The organism is Sulfurimonas iocasae (assembly GCF_047716755.1).
GTDB lineage: Bacteria > Campylobacterota > Campylobacteria > Campylobacterales > Sulfurimonadaceae > Sulfurimonas.
This window is the reverse complement of sequence record NZ_CP180409.1, coordinates 1,958,721-1,981,310: the sequence shown is the minus strand read 5'-3', so window position 1 is coordinate 1,981,310 and position 22,590 is coordinate 1,958,721. Positions and strand designations below refer to the sequence as shown.

The 22,590-nt window shown below is 30.8% G+C and carries 17 protein-coding genes; 14 read left to right on the top strand and 3 right to left on the bottom strand.

All coding sequences use genetic code 11. The features are described 5' to 3' along the window. Positions 1 to 34: 34 nt before the first annotated feature. The gene (locus ACLHDE_RS10040) at positions 35 to 1,252 is read right to left on the bottom strand and encodes an IS256 family transposase (protein WP_415396123.1); all 1,218 of its coding nucleotides are present in this window, start codon (positions 1,250 to 1,252) and stop codon (positions 35 to 37) included. Positions 1,253 to 1,327: 75 nt separating this feature from the next. Next, positions 1,328 to 1,819 (bottom strand): hypothetical protein, encoded by a 492-nt coding sequence (locus tag ACLHDE_RS10035; RefSeq protein WP_415396287.1) that lies wholly within the window; start codon positions 1,817 to 1,819, stop codon positions 1,328 to 1,330. Between the two features lie 212 nt (positions 1,820 to 2,031). Here ACLHDE_RS10035 and ACLHDE_RS10030 point away from each other — a divergent pair, with 212 nt between their 5' ends. Genes ACLHDE_RS10030 through ACLHDE_RS10010 form a run of 5 tightly spaced genes read left to right on the top strand, consistent with a single transcriptional unit; the run spans position 2,032 to position 5,073 of the window. Next, positions 2,032 to 2,877, top strand: coding sequence for a metallophosphoesterase family protein (locus ACLHDE_RS10030; RefSeq protein WP_415396286.1), 846 nt, complete (start codon positions 2,032 to 2,034; stop codon positions 2,875 to 2,877). Beyond that, the gene (locus tag ACLHDE_RS10025; RefSeq protein WP_415396285.1) at positions 2,874 to 3,560 is read left to right on the top strand and encodes a metallophosphoesterase; all 687 of its coding nucleotides are present in this window, start codon (positions 2,874 to 2,876) and stop codon (positions 3,558 to 3,560) included. Before ACLHDE_RS10030 ends, ACLHDE_RS10025 begins: the two co-directional genes overlap by 4 nt. Beyond that, positions 3,553 to 4,515, top strand: coding sequence for a hypothetical protein (locus ACLHDE_RS10020; protein ID WP_415396284.1), 963 nt, complete (start codon positions 3,553 to 3,555; stop codon positions 4,513 to 4,515). Before ACLHDE_RS10025 ends, ACLHDE_RS10020 begins: the two co-directional genes overlap by 8 nt. Then, positions 4,499 to 4,702: a hypothetical protein gene (locus ACLHDE_RS10015; protein ID WP_415396283.1), complete on the top strand. Its 204-nt coding sequence runs from the start codon at positions 4,499 to 4,501 to the stop codon at positions 4,700 to 4,702. The genes ACLHDE_RS10020 and ACLHDE_RS10015 overlap by 17 nt, the downstream gene beginning before the upstream one ends. Further along, positions 4,687 to 5,073 (top strand): hypothetical protein, encoded by a 387-nt coding sequence (locus ACLHDE_RS10010; RefSeq protein ID WP_415396282.1) that lies wholly within the window; start codon positions 4,687 to 4,689, stop codon positions 5,071 to 5,073. The genes ACLHDE_RS10015 and ACLHDE_RS10010 overlap by 16 nt, the downstream gene beginning before the upstream one ends. A gap of 598 nt (positions 5,074 to 5,671) precedes the next feature. Here ACLHDE_RS10010 and ACLHDE_RS10005 read toward each other — a convergent pair. Further along, positions 5,672 to 6,583, bottom strand: a complete 912-nt coding sequence (locus ACLHDE_RS10005) for a helix-turn-helix transcriptional regulator (protein ID WP_415396281.1) — start codon at positions 6,581 to 6,583, stop codon at positions 5,672 to 5,674. Between the two features lie 139 nt (positions 6,584 to 6,722). Here ACLHDE_RS10005 and ACLHDE_RS10000 point away from each other — a divergent pair, with 139 nt between their 5' ends. From ACLHDE_RS10000 to ACLHDE_RS09960, 9 genes are all read left to right on the top strand, one after another. Continuing rightward, complete coding sequence (locus ACLHDE_RS10000) at positions 6,723 to 9,362, top strand: class I SAM-dependent DNA methyltransferase (protein WP_415396280.1); 2,640 nt, start codon at positions 6,723 to 6,725, stop codon at positions 9,360 to 9,362. Beyond that, positions 9,359 to 10,267, top strand: coding sequence for a DUF1837 domain-containing protein (locus ACLHDE_RS09995; protein ID WP_415396279.1), 909 nt, complete (start codon positions 9,359 to 9,361; stop codon positions 10,265 to 10,267). Before ACLHDE_RS10000 ends, ACLHDE_RS09995 begins: the two co-directional genes overlap by 4 nt. Next, positions 10,264 to 12,852: a DEAD/DEAH box helicase gene (locus tag ACLHDE_RS09990; RefSeq protein ID WP_415396278.1), complete on the top strand. Its 2,589-nt coding sequence runs from the start codon at positions 10,264 to 10,266 to the stop codon at positions 12,850 to 12,852. The genes ACLHDE_RS09995 and ACLHDE_RS09990 overlap by 4 nt, the downstream gene beginning before the upstream one ends. Further along, on the top strand, positions 12,845 to 12,982 hold the full coding sequence (locus ACLHDE_RS09985; protein ID WP_415396277.1) for a hypothetical protein: 138 nt from the start codon (positions 12,845 to 12,847) through the stop codon (positions 12,980 to 12,982). Before ACLHDE_RS09990 ends, ACLHDE_RS09985 begins: the two co-directional genes overlap by 8 nt. Before the next feature lie 28 nt (positions 12,983 to 13,010). Beyond that, positions 13,011 to 14,480, top strand: coding sequence for an ATP-binding protein (locus ACLHDE_RS09980; RefSeq protein WP_415396276.1), 1,470 nt, complete (start codon positions 13,011 to 13,013; stop codon positions 14,478 to 14,480). A 262-nt stretch (positions 14,481 to 14,742) separates the two neighbouring features. Further along, positions 14,743 to 16,662, top strand: coding sequence for a DEAD/DEAH box helicase (locus ACLHDE_RS09975; protein WP_415396275.1), 1,920 nt, complete (start codon positions 14,743 to 14,745; stop codon positions 16,660 to 16,662). Beyond that, the gene (locus ACLHDE_RS09970) at positions 16,655 to 17,824 is read left to right on the top strand and encodes a GIY-YIG nuclease family protein (protein WP_415396274.1); all 1,170 of its coding nucleotides are present in this window, start codon (positions 16,655 to 16,657) and stop codon (positions 17,822 to 17,824) included. Before ACLHDE_RS09975 ends, ACLHDE_RS09970 begins: the two co-directional genes overlap by 8 nt. Positions 17,825 to 17,827: 3 nt before the next feature. Next, on the top strand, positions 17,828 to 19,015 hold the full coding sequence (locus tag ACLHDE_RS09965; RefSeq protein WP_415396273.1) for an exonuclease SbcCD subunit D C-terminal domain-containing protein: 1,188 nt from the start codon (positions 17,828 to 17,830) through the stop codon (positions 19,013 to 19,015). Further along, positions 19,012 to 22,587, top strand: coding sequence for an SbcC/MukB-like Walker B domain-containing protein (locus ACLHDE_RS09960; protein ID WP_415396272.1), 3,576 nt, complete (start codon positions 19,012 to 19,014; stop codon positions 22,585 to 22,587). The genes ACLHDE_RS09965 and ACLHDE_RS09960 overlap by 4 nt, the downstream gene beginning before the upstream one ends. The last annotated feature ends 3 nt before the right edge of the window (positions 22,588 to 22,590 follow it).

Here is a 22,590-nt window from a genome sequence, read left to right as displayed (position 1 = left end):
AATAAACTGTGTAAACCCACCTTCTATTCCTAAATCACTTAGTATATTTTGACACAATTTCGCTAAAAAAGATACTAAGTTGAGGATAAATCTCATACCAATTTCTAATGCTGTTAGCTTTCCATTTTTCTTGTTGCTCTTGAGTAGCAAGATATAGCATCTTAAAAGCAGATTCTATAGTAGGAAATGAGCCTTTAGATTTTGTCTTTCTTTTTATAGTTGCGTTTAGTGATTCTATAGGGTTAGTTGTATAAATTAATTTTCTAACTGAATTTGGATATTTGAAAAAAGTAGAAAGTTCATTCCAATTATTTGTCCAAGAGAGGGTGATATTTGGATATTTTTTACCCCAGATATCATTAAACTCAGTAAGAGCTAATTGAGCATCTTCTTCATTGAGCGCTGAGTATACAGATTTTAAATCTTTAGCAACTGCTTTTCTATCTTTCCAAGAAACAAACTTCAAAGAGCTTCTTATCTGATGAACGATACATCTTTGTATCTCTGCTTTAGGATAAACGGCTTGGATGGCTTCTTTGAAGCCGTTTAAACCGTCTATTGCGAAGATTAGAACATCTTGTATTCCACGCTTTTGGATATCATTTAAAACCGTAAGCCAATATTTAGAAGTTTCATTCTCACCGATCCAAATACCAATAATCTCTTTTTTGCCTTCAAGCGTTATTCCTAGCATTATATAAGCTGCTATATTTTTAACAACTCTATCAACTCTTATCTTTAGCACTGTAGCATCCATAAAGATAATGGGATAAATAGGTTCTAGTGGACGAGACTGCCACTCATTTGCTTTTTCAATAACCTTTTCAGTAATGTTTGAGATCGTCTGAGCAGAGAGTTCATAGCCGTATAAATCATCAAGATGATGCTGTATATCTCTTACACTCATACCTTTGGTATAGAGTGAAAGAATAAGGTCTTCACTGCCATCTAAAAGTACTTCTCTCTTTTTTACCAGTTGTGGCTCAAATGTAGATTCTCTATCTCTGGGGATAGAAACATCAAATTGACCATACTTTGAGTTTATTTTTTTATCATTGTAGCCGTTACGGTAGTTTGGAGTATCTGAGGGTTGATGCTTTTCATAACCTAGATGTGAAGTTAGTTCTTCTGAAGAAGCTGTCTGAATAACTTCTCTAAGTATATTCTTAAACTCGTTGGTTATATCATCTAAAGATGTAAATGTACCATCTTTAATTTGTTTTTTTAGCTCTTCGTGGTTTATTAAACTCATATGTAAATCCTTATAAATAATTCACTTGATGACTATATCAAATAAATTTAATTTTTAAGGTTTACACAGTTAGATTTACACTCTCTGTCCTAATCTATTTTCTAATTCTAAAACTTTTTTCTGTAGTTTTTCAATTTCCGTATCATGGCGTTTTTCATTATGAATTAAAAACTCTGCAGCTTTGGTTAATTTTACCATTCTGTCTAATATTTGATTGTACTCTTCTTCTGACTCCGTTTGACCCTTCTCCAATAAAGGAAGTTTATAATCTAATATCATTGTTTGAACACTATTTAAGCTTGCATTACCTAAGGATTTTTTTATTCGTAAGTCTTCTTTTATAGTTGTACAATACAAATCATCTGTTTTTAATTCCCATTCTTGCTTATCTTGAAATAAACTACATAATCTAATGTACTCTATAAGCCCTTCTCTATTAAATAATAGCAATGTATCTAATGTAGGGTTCGTTGTTCTTCCAAACTCTTTTAGTCTATTCAAGTTTTCTTTTACTTCAGATTTTAAATAAACACCAACTTTTACTTTTTCAAGCATTTTCTCGGACATAGCACACTTTCCTCAAGAATAATTTAATTTCTAATTATATCTAATTATAGAAATTCTATTGTAAATTTGCAATAATGCTGTATATATACTATAATTTTACATTAACAAATATTTTAACTTGAATGACTCCTGTGTTGGCAAGATTTAACTCTAATAGTTGCAGTGTAAACAGGCCTAAACTTGCAAAGCTTTTTAAAATTTAGAGGATATTAATGATGATAATAGACATACTAAGCGATACACACTTTGATACATATTTTACACAAGCTCAATCATCTAATATTGAAGCAATTAAATCAATATTTGATCCTATATTTTTTGATAACAGGAAAAGAGAAACAGGTGATGTGCTTATAATTGCTGGAGATATCGGACATTATAATTCTCAAAATATGAAAATACTAAAGATATTTCAAAAAGAGTACTACAAGCATATAGTCTGTGTCCTAGGCAATCATGATTATTACCTAAATAATAGAATAGAGCAGGATGATTATGATTTAAACTCATTTAATAGAGTTAATGAAATGAGAGAATTAATCAACGCACAAGAGAATATGTACTGCCTGAACGGAGATGTGATTGAGATTGATGGCATTAGATTTGGTGGATGTGATAGTTCATATAGCAATGCATATTTAAAAGCTTACTTCAAACTTGCTGACCATCCTAAAGCTAACAATGAAATGTGGAAGCGATTAATGCCTGATTATGAAATGATGTTTGGAGTCAATTATTACAATGAAATTTATAAAATAGAGTTACCTAAAATAGAAGCAGTGCACAAAGAGTGTGATGTAATGATTACTCACGTAAACCCTTCATTTCTTCATAGGCATTTATCTCCAGCATATAAAAACCAACAGGGAAATATGTTTTTTAGCTTTGATGGTCATAAATTTATGGAAGATGGAAGTATGAAGTATTGGGTATTTGGTCACACACATGATAGACTTGAGTATGAACATAATGGTGTGAAATGTATTTGTAATCCATTTGGCTATCCATCGGAGAGTCTGTATGGTGATGATACACTTATAAGAAGTATAGAACTATGAACCATATTAATAAAAATGGTATATGGGTTATCGGGGATGTTCATGGTGAGTATGAAAAATTATTGAACTTAATAGAGAAGCTTCCAAAAGATGCGCAAATCTGTTTTACAGGTGATTTAGTTGATAGAGGAGAATCTTCTGCTAATGTAATTGAACTGATGTTAAATAGTAATTATCATGCTGTATTAGGTAATCATGAGCTAATGATGCTGGAGTCTACTATAGACAGTGATAAAGATTACATGTGGAAAGTGAACGGAGGAGAAGAAGCTTTGTCTTCATATGAGCAGTTTGGTAAAGAAGTTTGGAATTCTCATTTCGAGTATTTAAAAACTTTACCATACTTTAAATATTATGAAATAGATGGATATAAACCTTTAGTAGTATCTCACTCATATATTCATCATGTATGGATTAACAAATATCATGAATATTGCAAGTATGATGGTGAAGATATTTTATGGCGTCACATGCATGATAAAAGCTTATTTGAGGCAGATAAGGAGATTGAAAATGACATATATAATATCTTTGGTCACACTCCTATTAAAGAACCTATCATAACAGATAGATATGCCATGATTGATACAGGTGCCACGTACAATAAAAGTGGATATGGGAGATTGAGTGCCATACATTATCCAAGTTTGACTGTTGTGCAAAGTAAAAATATAAATGCATAAAAACAATTATAACAATACTAGTATCGAAACATATATTATATGTGATTTAATAGACAACGCCTACAATACTATTGAAGATAATGATTTAGCACAGAGATTACTCAAGTTATTAGATATATCAAAAGAAGAAATCACTATATCTCAAAATAGGTCTAGAGAACTATTGAAAATCAGCCTCAATAATAAATATACCTATGATAATTATAAAATAATTAAAGTAGGAAAGCATCAGTCTTTATTGGGATTACACTTCAATGAATCATTAACTAAAATAGAGGGTGTTTATATTAAAAGAAATTTATTTTCATCTTACCCAGGTAAATTATTTACACAAGAGGGAGCAGCAGACTATCTTAGTAATCTTTTTAAAATACTAGATACTAAAATAGATTTTACAAAATATTTATCAATAGAACTAAATAAAGAGTTTTATGAGTATAAAGATAAAATTGAGATATTACTGCACAATAAAAACAGCTTTAAAATAGACTATCCAAACATGAATATTCATCTTAAAAATTATGATTATATAAATATATTTTTTAATGATCAAATAGATTTTGATTTTTATCATAATATGAATTACGCATCTAAATATCTAAATCAGAATATTGTAGATATGTACCCAGATTTTGGTATGGCTAGTTTTTGGGTAGATGGAGCATCATCTGGCATTGAAGAGTTTAGAGAGTTTGTTAATGAGGATGATCCTTTAGCAAAAGAGATTGAAAATTGGGTAGGTATATTTAATTCTAAAGCTCCTTGTAATGATGATTTATACAAACATTTTGATTTTAATTGGGATGAATATAACCTTAAAGGAAAAAAGTTGCATCAAAGATTACAAAAAATTGTACAAAGCAAGTTTATTATTCCTTATTGGATGAGTTATCAAGAAAGTATAAATAAATGGGCTCATATAAATTATGGAAGATGTTGTGAAAATACTCTGTAATAAACTAGAAAAATACATTCTAAAACAAAATGAATTGTTAAAGATTTCTGTTGATGAGAATGACTTTATTTTAAGAAATATTTTAAAAAATTTAACTCTAAATAGACCAAATCTTCTATGGGATTTGATTGACACTCAGCTTGATAATGAAAGTATAATTATGGAGTTAAAATGTACAATACAATAAACTTACCAGATATTAAAGAAATTATTTTTAAATCCATTAAAGATGAAGTGAGAAAAAAAAGCTCGAAGCATAAAGAAGAAATATCTTATCTACGAAACCTGATTAAACCCCATGATACAGTTGATTATGAAGATTTAGACAATATAATTGTAAATGGCTATATGCCAAGAGCTCAAATGTTTAGTAACTTCAAAGTTGAAAATTTTAATCCATTGAAGAAAGAGGCTTTAGTTTTGTTCCATATTCACATGGATAGCTCCCTTATGGATATTGGAGATATTATGAGTGTATTGATTAAAAATAACTTTGGCATATTTAGTATAAATTACATTCCAGAAATTGCAGATGAGTATTTGATAATTATTTCATAATAGTAAGAGTAAAAATAGTATAACTATAAAATATGATATGAATAGATAAGAACAATTGTACTAAAAGTGGAATGTCCCCTATAAAGTAGACAAGTTCATTTATTCAACAACCTCTAGTTCTGTATACAGAGAACAAACATAAAGTATACAAAGAACAAACATAAAGCATACAGAGAACAAACATAAAGTATATAAAGCCTTCAAATCATCTATTTCATCCAAAAGCTCACCTATCAAACCAAGTAAAGCACGAAAGTCAAATATCAAGCGAGTATCCCATTTGTATATACATTTGCTAACGCAACCATTACAATTTTCGCAAGCTCTAATTTTATTATGCATATCCAACCATTACATGATAGAAAAAAATAATCGTAAACTCTTATATTTTTCTATCATTCCATTATTGGCCTCTCGTTTTTACACACCACAAGGGTTGTGTAGAAAATTCATTCCACCCACACAAGCTGACATTTTCATAAAAAAAGAACTTGTTAGAAAACAGATTTTTACGGGGTTAGTAATTGTCTAGTTTATAGGGGACATTCCAACTACGAGAATATAAATTTTGTTTTCTACAGGCTAGTGGAAACAAAAACTATAAGTTTTTTAATGATTTTTGAAGAAGCTCTTTTAACTTTATTTTTATCACATCATTATTTAAAATTCTAACTTCAGGAAGCCACTGTTTTACAAACGAGAGGACTTCAGCAGAGTTATAATAATGTAGTTTAATTAACAATTTTGAGTCAGTTTCTTCGATAAGGGTTGCTTGTTTAGGAAAGTTTCTTTGTATGTAGAGTTTTGCATTACCTACAATCTCCAAGTCAACACTTTTAGGATTTCCATCAAACCATACAGAGTTAAATTTAGCAAAGGTATCCTCAATCTCTTTTTCTATAGATATACTGTTGATATAGTTTTCCCCAGCTAGCATGACTTTATCTATGCTGTTGATATGGTAACTTTTTAATTTTTCAGATTCTACATCATACGCTAGGAGATACCAAAAATTAGAGAAGTTAGCGAGTTTATATGGATGTACATACACTTGTTTGGATGAGCCATCTTTTTTAGTATAAAGGAACGAACAACTCTCTTGACTTTTGATAGCTTTAATAAGCTTATAAAACTCGTCAGTATGGGTAATTTCTTCATAAGTTGTATCTAAGATAAACATATTTTTATATTCTTTTATATCAGGTAAGGATGGGTCAATATATCTATCCATTTGTGGCATTGCACTATGTTGTAAACTTTTCAACAAGGCTAGGGCAATATCAAGGTTGTCGTTGCTGGCACTGTATGTTTTAAACCCATCTTTAATACGATAGTTTTGATTACCTAAACTCTCAATCTCATATATACCTTTAAATAGTTCTACATCTTTTTGTATTTGACGTTGTGATATAGAAAACTCTACAGATAAGTCATGAACATTAACAATATTACCAGTACTTAGGTAGTCGATGATACTAACTAGTCTATGAGCTAAAGAATTTGCAGACATAAATAATCCTTATTAAAAGTAGAAATATTTTAGCACACGAACTCATAGTTCGCAATAAAAAGTTATTATTTTGCTAAGTGCTTTACAGTATGTTTTAAATAAGAAACAGTATAATATTTTAAATTATTAGGAAATATTAATGACAATAACTCAGATAGAACAAAATATAAAGAAGATAATAAGCAATTTTTCGCAAGATAACTTTATATTTGATTTACTATTAGCATACGGTGAACCTAAGGCTACTATCAGTAGATTGAGAAATGGAGATCTGAATCAGCTTGAAAGTAAAGGTGAACTTACACACAGAAAAAAACTGTTTTTCAAAGTTGCTACTGAGCATTTACATTCAACTATTGATAAACTAAGAAACGATAGTACAACCCTAAAGCAGAAACCTAGATTTATCATCGTTACCGATTATAAAACATTACTAGCATATGACACAAAAAATACAGATACTCTTGATATAGAAATTACAGACCTTACAAAATACTACGACTTTTTCTTACCTTGGGCTGGTATGGAGAAGTCCACTCATCAAGCTGAAAATCCTGCTGATGTTAAAGCTTCTGAGAAGATGGCAAAACTATATGATGAAATACTAAAAGACAATCATATAGAGTCAGATGAAGATGTACATGCGCTAAATGTGTTTTTAACAAGACTACTCTTTTGTTATTTCGCAGAAGATTCTCACATCTTTAAAGACAATATCTTTACTCACTCTATCTCATCTCATACACAAGCTAATGGTAGTGATGTAGGTACTTACCTAGATAGACTTTTTGAGGTGTTTAATACTGATGAAAAAGATAGAGATGCTTCACTTCCTGAGTATCTTAAAGCTTTTCCATATGTAAATGGTGGGTTATTTAGAGATAAGTTCACTATACCTACCTTTACGATGAAATCACGAAATATTTTACTGGAGATTGGTAGTTTAGATTGGTCTGCTATAAATCCAGATATTTTTGGCTCTATGATACAAGCAGTTGTAAAAGATGAGTATCGTGGCGATATGGGGATGCACTATACTTCAGTTCCAAACATCATGAAAGTTATGCAACCACTATTTTTAGATGAACTTTATGAGGACTTTGAAAAAGCAAAAGGCAACACCAAAAAACTAAACTTACTGCATCTAAGACTTCAAAACCTTAAAATCTTTGATCCAGCTTGTGGTAGCGGTAACTTCTTAATCATCGCATATAAAGAGCTTAGAAAACTCGAAATGCTAATATTTAAAGAGGGTGGACTACTCATCTCTCCAAGTATTAAACTAACGCAATTTTATGGGATAGAGTTAGATGATTTTGCTCATGAAGTAGCGATACTTTCTCTTTGGTTGGCTAAACACCAAATGAATGTGTTATTTAAAAAAGAGTTTGGAACTGTTCCTCCTGCACTACCACTTCAAGATGGTGGTAATATAGTTCATGGTAATGCTACTAGGTTAGATTGGGAAGAGGTTTGTCCTAAAGTCGATGGAGATGAGATCTATATACTTGGTAATCCTCCTTATTTGGGTACAAGAAATCAAGAAAAAGAGCATAAAAGTGATATGGCTTATATTTTTCATGGAATAAAAAATTACAAATCACTTGATTATATAGCTTGTTGGTTTTTCAAAGCTTCAAACTACATAAGAAATTTTACAGCAGAATATGCATTTGTTACAACTAACTCTATTTCTCAGGGAGATCAAGTAAGTATTTTTTGGCCACCAATAATAAATGATAACTTAGAAATTTCTTTTGCTCATCAATCTTTTAAATGGACAAATAATGCAAAAGCAAATGCTGGAGTAACTGTTGTTATTATCGGTATTAGAAACATCGATAATAAAATAAAACTACTATTCAGCAACAATATTAAGAAAGTTGTCTCTAACATTAATTATTATCTTGTTGAAAGTAGTAATATGATTTTAGGAAGACAGTCATCTTCTATAAGTGGTTTACCTAAAATGATTAAAGGTAGTATCCCTGCAGATGGAGGTCATTTAATACTTGACGAGAACGAATATGAGAATTTATCTCAGCATTTAATTTTGAAGCCTGTTATCAAAAAATTTATTGGTGCACAAGAGTATATTAAAGGTATAAAAAGATGGTGTCTATATATTAATGATGTGGATATAGCAATAATTGAGAATATTCCTTCTATTAAAAAAAGATTAGATGGTGTTATAAAGATGCGATTGGAGAGTTCAAAGAAAGCTACTAATAAATTAGCGGAAACACCACATTTATTTGCTGAAGATCGTCACTATGATGAACCTTGTATTATTATACCATGCACAACATCTGAACGAAGAGATTATATTCCAATTGGATTTTTAGATAAAGATCCAGTCATTTATGCTTCTGCACAAGCTATATATAATGCTGATCCTTGGATATTTGGGGTAGTTAGTTCAAGAATGCATATGACATGGATGAGGGCTATTGCTGGTAGATTAAAAACTGATTATCGATATTCTTCGGCTCTTGTTTATAACACGTTCCCTTTTCCAAATATTACAGAAAAACAAAAAGAAGAAATTACAGAGTTAGTATTTAATATCTTAGATGAAAGAGAACAACACTCAGAAAAAACACTAGCTCAACTCTACGACCCAGAAAAAATGCCAGCAGACCTAAAAGAAGCCCACCACCAACTAGACATAGCCATAGAAAAATGCTACAGGAATAAACCATTTGAAAACGACGAAGAGCGACTTGAATACCTTTTTAAAATGTATGAAGAGATGACAAGCAAGGAGGTAAAAGTATGAATTTAAGTATTCAAGATTTTGATTTTTTAGACGCTTTTGATAATTTGGGCAGTTTTACAATAGATGAGCATGGGAAAAATAAGCTTGATTTATTTGTTTTAAATATTAATGCAAATGAATTTAATTTAAAAAGATTAGAAGAATTATTAATTGATCCCATGATTGATTATTCGCTTTCAAGGAGTGTGAGAGAGCAATACAAAAATAAGTCTGGAACTCTTACAAAAAAAGCAAAAGAAAAATTTATTGATTATGTAAATAATAAAGGGGAATTGGGAGAATTATTACTTTATTGTTTTTTAGAAACACATCTCAAAGCTCCAAAAATATTATCAAAACTAGAATTAAAAACATCAACAAGTCTTAATGTAAATGGTGCAGATGGTGTCCATTTTTTAAGACTTGAAAATGGAGATTACCAGTTAATTTTTGGTGAATCAAAAACTATTGTTGGCTTAACTGATGCACTTACAGATGCTTTTAAATCAATAGATAAGTTTAAAAGAGAAGTTAATGATAAAGGAAATAAAAAAAGTGGCTTACCCTATGAAAAAAGTCTTATAAGTGACCATCTTGGCAAAGAGACTTTTACGAAAGAAGAAAAAGATTTTATTTCAAAAATTGTTTATCCTAAAAAAGAAAATGATTTTGAAGTCGATGATGCTTTTGGCATTTTCGTAGGTTACGAAATTACAATAGATAAAGAAGATAAAAAACTACCAAACGAAGATTTTAGAAAAAAAATACAAGAACAAATAAAAAAAGAAGTGGAGAGTAAACTTTCTCATATTACTAATAAAATCAATGAGTTTAATTTATATGGACATAGCTTTTATTTATATATATTACCATTAACTGAATTAGATAAGAACAGAGAAATAATTATGCAAGGGCTTCAATCATGAGATATATAGATGAACTCGCACAACAAGCTTTAGAAGATGAGTATTTGCATGAACTTTTTTTTAAAATAGAGCAGATTCAAGCCGAAACTTTTTTTCAGATAGAGACACAAGATATAAATGAAAAAGAATTTTCTGATTTATTAAGATTCGCAGATATATTATCTCGTTCTAAAATAGATGAAGCTAAAAATAAGGCATATAAAATTATTAGCTTATTGGTTGATAAACATAGCAGCGATGCAGTATTTCAAACTTTTGCGAACTCTATAATGGTTAAACTTGGGAACTTTCCAGCTTTAGATTTTATTGAAAAATTCTCAAATGTTGATTCTAAATTACCCTATGAAGTATTATATGAAAAATCCTTAAAAGAAGTTTTTCAAAAAATTTCACATAGTAAATTTATTTTTACAGATAGTCAATATGAAATTTTTGAATCACTAAAAAATCATAATCATTTTAGTTTTTCTGGTCCAACATCTTTAGGAAAATCATTTATTATTAATGCTTTTATACGATATTTAATTATGGAACATAGGGGTACGGATAACCTTGTCATTTTAGTTCCATCAAGAGCATTAATAAATCAAACAGTTACAAAGCTAAAACAAGACTTTAAGGATAAATCAAACTATACAATTTTAGCTCATCCTACTGTACCAACAATGTTTAGAAGTGCTGAAAGTAGATATATTTTTGTATTTACTCCTGAAAGGTTAATAGCTTATTTATCTAATAGTAATAATCCCAAGCTGGATTATCTCTTCATTGATGAAGCTCAAAAAATAATTTCTCAAAAAGATACTAGAAGTCCTTTGTATTATCACGCTATATTACAAGCGGAACGAAAAAGTATTAAATTATATTTTGCTTCTCCAAACATTCAAAACCCTGAAGTTTTTTTACAGTTATTTGAAAAAAGTACTGATGAAAAAATTGCTATTAAAACGGCCCCTGTAGCTCAAAATCGATATTTCTTAGATCTGATAGATAAAAAATGTTTGATGTTCACAGATAATGATAAAGATTATGCAATACCAATTCATTTAACAAATAATGATTTTTTATTTTGGATAGCAAAACTTGGGGAAAAAGATAAAAATATTATTTATTGTAACTCTAAGGCAGATACTGTTTCGTATGCACTATACTTTGCAAAAACAAAAGATATTAAAAAAGATAAAGCTTTAACGGAAGTGATTGAATTAGTTAAAGAATATTTACATGATAAATATTATTTAATTGACTGTTTAGAGAAAGGGATTGCTTTTCATTTTGGAAATTTACCACAACTAATTAGAGAAAAAATAGAACAATTATTTGAAAATAAAGTGATTGATTATCTATTTTCAACATCAACACTTTTGGAAGGTGTGAATTTACCTGCTAAAAATATTTTTATCTTAGTTGATAAAATTGGCAACTCAAAGTTTACTGATATAGATTTTTGGAATCTTGCAGGAAGAGCGGGAAGGATGACAAAAGAGATGTCAGGAAACATCATCTGCATGAGAGTTAAAGAAAATCAATGGGTAAAAGGTAGAGATAACCCACAAGTTTATGTTGAGATAATTAAAAATAAAAGTATAAAAAAAATAGAGCCTCTAATGGTAAGAGAAAAAGGAAATTTTTATAAAAATATAGAGGCTTCATTAAAAAATAATAAATTTACAAACAAGTCTGCTTCTCAAAATGAAAAAGATATATGGGATTATTATGCAAATCTTGCTTTGCTTCATGAAATAAAACAAGATGACTCTGTTTTAAGAACTAATTTTATTTCAAAAAATAAAAATGCTGTAAAAATATTGCAGGACCTAAAAAAACATATCAATATTCCAGATAAAATTCTATCAGCTTCATCAATGATAAAAGCTCAATATCAAAATAATATTTTTAATTACCCAAAGTTAAGCGAAAATATTTTGCCAGATGAATTTGATTATGATGTTATTTTAAAGTATCTTACATTGTTAAGTAGTTATTATAATTGGGGAAAAGAAGAAACAGGTGGTAAAAATGGAATGTTTAAACCACCTGAAAAATTAAAATATTACGCTGTTTTAATGGATAGCTGGATGAAATCAAAACCTTTAAAAATGATAATTTCTAATTCAATAAAATATTACATAAAAAAAGGTTATATTTGGGATAATTCACATCGTGAGAATGAGATATTTAATTCAAAAAGCCAAAAACATATTAATATGGTTGTAAATGAAGTTATCGCAAGTATAGACAATCTTTTGAGGTTTAAATTAAAAAATTACTTTGAAAACTATCATAATATTCTTAAAGAAAAACTTGGAGCAGAAAATGCAGGTGCAAATTGGGCTGATTACTTAGAATATGGAACAACTGATTTTAAAGTTATAGAATTACAAAATATTAGTATTCCTAGACACCTTGCTCAATATATTTTAGATAATCATGAAAATTGTTTATTATTTGAAAATAACTTATTACAATCAATTGCTAAAGATAAAATGTATCAAGACTTTGATACAGCATCTAGTTTGTATAATGAGTTTTGTGAGTTGTTTGGATTCAATATAAAAAACGATGCAGATAACATAAATGACTAACCTAACCACAGACACTATCTCAAATAAACCCCACACCATCCGAGGACATGCCATGATGCTAGGTTGTGATTTGGCGGAGTTTTTTACAGTTAATGCAAAAATGAAAATATTTCAAAATGGAAGGAATTAACTAAAATGAACTTAAAAAGCGAGCCAATATGAGCATAACTAGAAGTGACGACTATATAATATCTCTTATAAAAGAGTTGCTCAAGCAACCCAATGAGACTGAATGGCTTGAGTTTAAGCATAACAATGATGATAAAGAGATGATAGGTGAATATATAAGCGCTTTATCAAATTCAGCAGCACTTAATAGCAAAACGAATGCTTACATGATATGGGGAATTGATGACTCAACTCATAAAATACTTGGAACTACATTTAAGCCATCAGTTACTACAAAGGGCAATGAAGCATTAGAAAACTGGTTATTAAGACTTCTAACTCCTAAAATAGATTTTAAATTTTATGAAGTAATGATAGATGAAAAAGAGGTAGTTTTACTAGAAATAGCACCTGCCAATATAAACCCTGTTACATTTAGTGGGGTGGAATATATACGGTTAAATTCTCACAAAAAGAAGTTAAAAGAGTTGCCTGAAAAAGAGAGAGAACTCTGGAGGGTCTTTGACAGAGTTCCTTTTGAAAAGCAGATAGCAGTAGATAATATAGATGATAGTGAAGTTTTAAATTATTTAGAATATACAAAATATTTTGAACTCTTAAACTTGCCATTACCAGAGAATAGACAAGCAATTTTAGAGAGTTTAGTGAGTGACGACCTCATAAAGAAAACAGAAAACGGAAAATACTCCATAACAAACTTAGGTGCTATTCTTTTTGCAAAAAATTTAAATAGCTTCAGTAACTTAAAACGCAAAGCAATTAGAGTTATACAATATAAAGACAATACAAAATTTGAAACTATTAAAGAGAGAGAAGGAAATAAGGGATATGCAGTTGGGTTTGAAGGCTTGATTGATTACATAAACAATATATTGCCTTCAAATGAAGTTGTTAAACAAGCATTTAGAGAAAATATAAGGATGTATCCTGAACTTTCAATTAGAGAGATTGTAGCCAATGCTATTATTCATCAAGATTTTTTTCAAACAGGAAGTTCTGTTATGATTGAAATTTTTTCAAATCGCTTTGAAGTTACCAATCCTGGGACACCCCTTGTTGATACAGATAGATTTTTAGACTCTCCTCCAAAATCAAGAAATGAAGCTTTAGCTTCTTTTATGAGACGAATCGGTGTTTGTGAAGAGAGAGGAAGTGGTGTCGATAAAATAGTAATGCAGAGTGAAATCTATCAACTTCCTGCGCCTATATTTGAAACGACAAATGAGCATACGATAGCAATATTATTCGCTCATAAAGAACTCAAGGATATGGATAAGTCGGATAAAACACGAGCTTGTTATCAACATGCGAGCTTAAGATATATTCAACGAGACTATATGACAAATACTTCTTTAAGAGAAAGATTTGCCATAGAAAAGAAAAATATTTCTATGGTCTCAAAAATCATTAACGAAACACTCAAAGAGGAAAAAATTTATATCTATGATGAAAGTGTTGGAACTAAAGCAAGAAAGTATATACCATGGTGGGCAAAATGATCTCAAATTTGCTTCACCGTTGTTTCATTGAGAACTTAAATTTTGCTGAAAATATATACAAAACAACCTATATCAAGGCTTTCTCTGCGATAAATTTGCTTGATACTTGTTTGACTTGTAAGGTAAACTAATGAATAAAATCAAATGATTTGCTAAAGAGAGCAAAAAAAGAAGTGCTACTTATAGATAAATATAAAGAATTAAAAAAACAAAAACTTCAAAGTATAAAAGAGCTTGAAGAAGATATAAAAAGGTTGAAGTGATGCAAAATATAGTAGAAGTACATTACGAACAAACAGGTGCTAGTAAATCTACCAATGACCTTGGTATGCGAGAAATGCAAGAAAAAGCTTATGAGCAAAGAGATGCAAGGTTCTTACTACTAAAAGCTCCACCTGCATCTGGAAAGTCAAGAGCTTTGATGTTTATAGCACTTGATAAGCTTATCAACCAAGGACTGAAAAAAGTTATAGTCGCTGTTCCTGAGAGATCAATCGGTGGTTCCTTTGGAGCTACCGATTTAAAGTCTTTTGGCTTTTATGCCAATTGGGAAGTTAATGAAAAATACAACCTTTGTACTTCCGAAGAGTCTACAAGCAAAGTAGAAGCATTTAAAGAGTTTCTCTCTAGTGATGAGAAAATTTTAATCTGTACTCATGCCACACTAAGATTTGCATTTGATCATCTTGATGACTCAAAATTTAATAATACTTTATTAGCTATAGATGAGTTTCACCATGTGTCAGCTGATGGACAGAATATACTTGGCGAACTTATTCGTTCAGTTATGGAAAAATCTTCTGTTCATATAGTAGCTATGACAGGTTCATACTTTAGAGGGGACAGTGTACCTGTTCTAATGCCAGAAGATGAAGCTAAATTTACTAAAGTAACTTACAACTACTACGAGCAATTAAACGGGTATGAGTTTCTAAAATCCCTAGGTATTGGCTATCACTTTTACCAAGGTAGATATACGAGTGCTATTAAAGAGATACTAGATACCGATAAAAAAACTATACTTCATATTCCAAATGTAAATGCCGGTGAATCCACTAAAGATAAATACAAAGAAGTTGGAACTATCTTAGATATTATCGGTACTGTTGAAGAGACTACTGACGATGGTGTGATGATAGTGAAAAGACATGAAGACGGAAAACTTTTAAAGGTAGCAGATTTAGTCAATGACGATAAAAAAGAGAGAGATAAGTTAGCAACATATTTACGAAATATGACGAGTGTAGATGATATGGATTTGATTATCGCATTAGGAATGGCAAAAGAAGGTTTTGATTGGCCATATTGTGAACATGCACTAACTGTTGGATATAGAAGCTCACTGACAGAAATCATACAAATAATAGGACGAGCTACAAGAGATAGCAATAATAAAAATCATGCACAGTTTACAAATCTCATAGCTCAACCAGATGCACAAAATGATGAAGTGAAAGTATCTGTAAACAATATGCTTAAAGCCATAACAGCATCATTACTTATGGAACAAGTATTAGCACCTAGTTTTAAGTTTAAAGCTAAATTTGATAGTGGTTTAGATCCAAAAACAAGAGGGGAAATAGCTAGTCGTATGGGTATAAAAGAACCAAGTAGAAAAAGAATTGGTGATATTATAGAAAGTGACCTAAATGATATAAAAGCAGCGATACTTCAAGATGAAAAAATGCCACAAATGGTATCTGGAAATATTGACCCTGAAGTTATTAATACAGTTATCATACCTAAAATAATTATGAACAAGTATCCTGATATAACAGAGGATGAGGCAAAGGAAATAGCTCAAAGAGTAGCAGTAGATTTTGTGACACCTGAATTGGAGATTACTGCAGATAAGAAGTTTGTAAAAATGGCAGATAAGTTTATCAATATAGAAGACTTGAATATTGACTTGATAAATAAGATAAATCCTTTCCAAAAAGCCTATGAGATACTTTCAAAGTCAGTGACTACAAGCGTTCTAAAACTTATACAGGAATCTATAGAATCAACAAGAATCAAAATGGATATAGATGAAGCAAAAATACTATGGCCTAAAATCCAAACTTTTATAAAAGAGCATGGCAAAGAGCCAGATTTAAAATCTGATGATCCACTAGAAAAAAGAATGGCTGAGTGTATCATATATCTAAAAGAAGAGAAGAGAAAACGAGCTAATGGATAAAGATACAATACTAGATGATATTTTTGCTAGTGATACCTCAGGTATCTTAGATATAAAAGTAAAGAATCCAGTTGTTACAGCTGATGATAGACTGATAGCATCTTTTGAAGAGATAAACACTTTTTACGAAACAAATAACCGTGAGCCAGATAAATCTACAGATATGAATGAGAGAGGGCTGTTCTCTAGATTAAAAGGAATACGTGAAAATCCTGAGAAGAGAGTATCTCTCCAAAAATATGATAGATTTAAGTTACTTTCATCTAGCGAATCAGAAGTTGAGATAAATACAATTGATGATATCTTTGCTAACGATTCATTAGGTATATTTGATAATGATGATGAAGATATTTTCACTTTAAAAAATGTGCCAAAGTTTGATAAAGATAGAGCCGAAGCTGACATGGTAGCTAGGCGAGAAAGATGTGAAGATTTTGAGAAGTATGAGAATCTATTTATAGCATGTCAAGGGGATTTAAAATCTGGGAAAAGACGTATAGTAGATTCAATAGAGAGTAAATTAGATATTGGAGTGTTTTGTGTACTGGATGGAATACTACTATATATAGCTGATATAGAAGCACCTAAGCGAGGAAATAGTGGTAAGATCAATAGAAGAACCACTCTTATCTTTGAAAATGGTACGCAGTCAAATATGCTACTAAGGTCTCTTGGAAAAAGACTTAGAGATAGTGGAAAAATGGTTACTGAGCTTGAAGAGAGAGTGATGGATAAACTAAAAGGCATTACTCATGATGATATCTCAAGAGGGCATATATATGTTCTAAAATCACTAAGTACTGATGATAGGATTAGTACAAAAAAAGATTTGTATAAAATTGGGTTTTCAACAGTACCTGTAAATGAAAGAATTAAAAATTCTGTTAATGAACCTACATATTTAATGGCTCCTGTACATGTACTCCGAGATATTGAAGTGTTTAACTATGATGCTCAACATTTAGAAGGTTTGATGCATAAGTTTTTTGGTAATAGTTGTTTAGATGTGACTATAGCAGATGAAAATGGAGAGATACATAGACCAAGAGAATGGTTTTTTGCTCCATTGGCTATTATAGATGAAGCTATAAAGCTTATCATTAATCGTGATATTGTGAAGTATCGATATGATCCTGTAAATGAAGATATTGTGAGTAGGTAGCTGATGAAAATATTACATACATCTGATTGGCACTTAGGACAAAGCTTTATGGGAAAAAGTAGAGAAGAAGAACATCAGGCTTTTTTAACTTGGCTGCTTAAGACTATAGAAGAAGAGAATATAAATGTTCTAATTGTTGCCGGAGATATTTTTGATACTGGTACACCACCTAATTATGCACTGGAGCTTTACTACAATTTTCTTACAAAACTTTCTTTGTCTTCATGTGAAAATATTATTATTACTGCTGGCAATCATGATTCTATAGCTACTTTAAAAGCTCCCAAGCAACTACTAAAAGCACTAAATATTCATGTCATTACAAGTGGTGATGAAAATGAAAATGAAGTTGTTGAAGTTTATAAGAAAGATAAACTGGAGGGGATTGTTTGTGCCGTTCCATATTTACGAGATTATGTAGTTCGCCAGTCAGTGAGTGCCCAAACTATGAATGATAAAGAGTCATCACTTACTCAAGGGATAAAAGAGCACTATAATAATGTTTATAAAGAAGCTTTAATAGTTTCAGACAAGAAAGATATACCTATTATCGCTACTGGACACTTAACAACAGTTGGCAGTAAAACAAGTGACTCTGAACGTGAAATATATATAGGAGGCACACTAGATATAGATAGTGACTTTTTAAGTAAGCATTTTGATTATGTAGCTTTAGGACATCTTCATATTAACCAAAAAGTTGGATGTGAACATGTACGTTACTGTGGCTCTCCAATACCTCTCAGTTTTAGTGAATCTTTGTCACAGAAAAAAGTAAATATCGTAGAGTTTGAGAATAAAACTATAAAAGTTACTGAGTTAGATATACCACTTCATAGACCTTTGTTAGTTTTGCGTGGAGATGTTACATCTATTTTAAAAGACTTTGAGTCTGTAGAAGATAAGAATACATGGATAGAAGTCCATCTCAATGATGAAAATCCTTTCCATGCTAACCAAGTCATAAGAGACAAAGCAGAAGAATTAGAACTTATACTTTTGGCGGTTAAGATAGATAAAACAGAAAAAGCACTTCATAAAGAAGATTTTGATGTAATAAGTCTTGAAGAATTAAAGCCTTTAGATGTATTTGAACGTCGTATGGAAAAAGATGGTTTAGAAGATGAAGCTTTTGTTAAAGAGCTAGTAGTTAATTTCAAACAGATTGTTAGTGAGGTTCAAAACTCATGAAAATAATTTCAATAAAGTCTCTCAATATTAATTCTTTAAAAGGCATAACTGAGATTAACTTTGCAGAGCTCACAAAAGATAGTGCTCTTTTTTCAATAACAGGGCCAACAGGTTCTGGGAAAAGTACAATACTTGATATCATCTCTTGTGCTCTATATGGACGAACTGCAAGACTAAAAAATCCAAATGATTTGATGTCACGACACTCTGGTGAAGCTTACTGTGAAGTTGAGTTTGAAATCAGAGGTAAAACATATCGTTCCTCATGGACACAAAAAAGAGCACACAAAAAATATGATGGTGTATTTCAAACAGCCAAAATGGAACTTATCGATTTAGAAGAAGACAAAATCTTACCTTTAAAATCGAGAGAAGTGCCTAAAAAGATAGAAGAGCTGTCAGGATTAGATTTTGGTCGTTTTACTCAGTCTATGCTACTTGCTCAAGGTGGCTTTGATGCCTTTTTAAAAGCTGATGAAAAAGAGCGTTCTGCACTACTTGAAAAGATAACGGGAACGCAGATATATGCGGATATTTCTATTGCTATATTTGAAAAACATCGTGGCTTTCAGCAAGAGATGGATTCTGATAAAAAAATCTTGGAGTCGATAGAACTTTTAGACAAGACAGTCGTTGAAGAGAAGCAAAAACAACTTAATGAAAATATTGCTAAAAAAAGAGAGACTGATGAAGAGCTGAAAAAGCTTACGTTATCTCTAAGCTGGCTACAAAGACTTTCTGAGCTTACAAAGGATAGTAGAAGATATGAAGAGGAGTTCAAAGAGGTTGCAAAGCTAAAAGAGGAGAGTAAAAATTCCTTTCTTAAGTTGGCTCTAGCAAATCGAGCGCTTAACGTCTTTGCTACTTTTTCATCTCACGCGCAACTTCAAAAGAGTGTATCTGTAGATAAAATAACAGCAATGAAACTTACTGGAGAACTTACTCTTCTAGATGAAGAGATAAAGAACAAAGATAAAGAGCACTCTGTTATAAAAAAAGAATTTGAAAAGGATAGTGCCGAGTTTGAAGCACAGAATCAGAAGCTAAAAGAGGCTCGTGAAATACAAACGCAAGAGAAAGAGGCAAAGATAAACCTTAGTAAAGAAGAGAAGTTACTAAAGGGTAAGCAAGAGAATTTAATGCAGATAACAAATTCTCTAAATTCAATTGTTAAAGACCATAACGATATACAAAAAGAAGTGGATACTAAAAAATCTTATCTTCTTACCAATGCTAAAGATGAGAAGCTATTATCTGTTATTGGGATGATAGAGCAAAATATCAGAGAGTATAAAAAAGAGAGAGAAAGCCTTACTAACAACCAAGGTAAGTTGGAAGCTTCTGAAAGTACATTTCTTAGTCAAGATACAAACTATAATCTAAAAAAAGAGGAAGTTGATAAACTATCTTCTATTTTTAAAGAGAAAGAACTTGTATATATACAATTAGAGCAAAATAGCCTGAATGACTTTAAAATAGAAGAGGGCAGTAAAAAAAGTTTAGAAGATACACAAACTCTAACAAGAGCATTAGAAAGTTATACTAAGGTTGCCAAAAATAAAGATAAAGAGCTTGAAGAACATCAGAAAAATAGTGATCTGGTGAATTCTCTTATGGAAACAAAAAGTGTTTCTCAGCAGTATATAGACGAAATAAAAAAGCATATAGAGACACTTCGAGAAAAACAGGAAAAAGAACAACTACTTAAAAAATATGAAGAAGATAGAAACAACCTTGTTGATGGTGAAGCCTGTTTACTGTGCGGTTCTACAGAACACCCATATGTAAATGGTTTAAACGAAGTTCATATAGATAAAACTAAGCAGATGATTGCAAGTCAAGTTAAAGAGTTAGAAGATAAAGAGAAGGCTCTTAAAGAGTTAGAGTTACGCTTAGGTATTGCACAAACAAAAAAAGAGACATCAATACTTGAAATTCAAAAGTTAGACAAAGAGATAGAGACTCTTAAGAATCTTTTTAAACAATACTCCTTTGAACCTACAAGTGATAGTGAAATAGAACTCAAGGAAAAAGAGGAAGTACTTACTAAAAAACTCGATGTTGTAAAGCAAAACCGTATTCAAAAAGATGAACTACTAAAACAAAGAGATAGTGCGGGTAAACAACTTCAAGTCCAAGAGAAGTTGTTAGACCAGATAAAAAGTGTTTTAGAAAAACTAAGCACTGAAAAAGAGCAGCTGATTTTAGCTGTAAAATCTAATGAAGCAAAAATCAAAGAATATCTAAAAAGTATGGAGTTGGATTTAGAGAAGTTTGACCTAAAACTAGACCTAGAAAAATTAGATATTCAGTATAAAGAGCTTGTAAGTAGAAAAGAGCTTTATATAGAAACATCAGAGGCTTTAAAAGTATTAGATATAGAGTTAAATAAATGCAGTGTAATTAAAAAAGAGAGTGAGACTAGAGCCACTTTATTAGCAAAAGAGATTGAACTAATAGAAGCAAATATAAAAGAGTTGGTGCTAAATCTTGCTAAGTTATCTTCTAAGCGAATAGAGATACTTAATGTAGCTGATTTGGATGTTCATGAAAAAGAGATTACTACCAAGTATAAAATGGCACAAGAAAGAAAACAGCTATGTACAACTGCTCTAAATGAACTTAAAATAAAGAGTGAAGAGCGATTAGCTAATAAAAAAAGTTTAGATATAGAAATAGCTGAAGATGAGAAAAAGCTAGATGCACTAAAAGCTGAACTAGAAGAACTATATAAGCAAAATGATTTTAAAGATGCACAGGAACTGCAAAATGCAATGCTTGATAAAAATGAGAGAGAAGAATTGTCTACTTTGTGTAAGACAATAGAAGACAGATATAAACAAACGCAAACTCTTAAAGCAGAAACTATAAACAAATTACAAGAACATAATAAAGAACCTCTTAGTGATAAACCAATAGAAGAGCTAGAAGTTTTACAGGCTTTGTTAGGACAAAAAGCAGATGCACTTGCCGAGAGTATAGGAAGTGATAAAAAAGAGTTAGAACTTAATCAGGAAAACAGTGACAAACATAAAGAGAGAATACTATCTCTAGAAAAGAAAAAAGAGTCTTTTAAAGTCTGGGTAAAACTAAATGAACTAGTAGGTTCAGCTGATGGAACAAAGTTTAAAAAGTTTGCACAAGGTATAACACTAGATCAGCTCATAAATCTAGCAAATCAGCACCTAAATATTTTAAGTTCTCGCTACACATTAGCAAGATCCCAAGACAAACTCTTAGAGCTTGAGATTATAGACGCTTATCAAGGGAATGTAGTTCGTCCTGTAAGTACTTTATCTGGTGGGGAGAGTTTTATAGTAAGCCTTGCTTTAGCACTTGGTTTATCAGAACTCGCAAGTCAAAAGATAGCAATAGACTCACTATTTTTAGACGAAGGTTTTGGAACGCTGGATGAAGATAGTTTAGAGACGGCTCTTAACGCTTTAAACCTTTTACAAAGTGGTGGAAAAATGGTTGGGGTTATTTCACATGTGGAGGCTTTAAAAGAACGGATACCTTTACAGATAAAGGTTATTCCTAACGGGGATGGGACGAGTTTTATAGAGATATGAGGA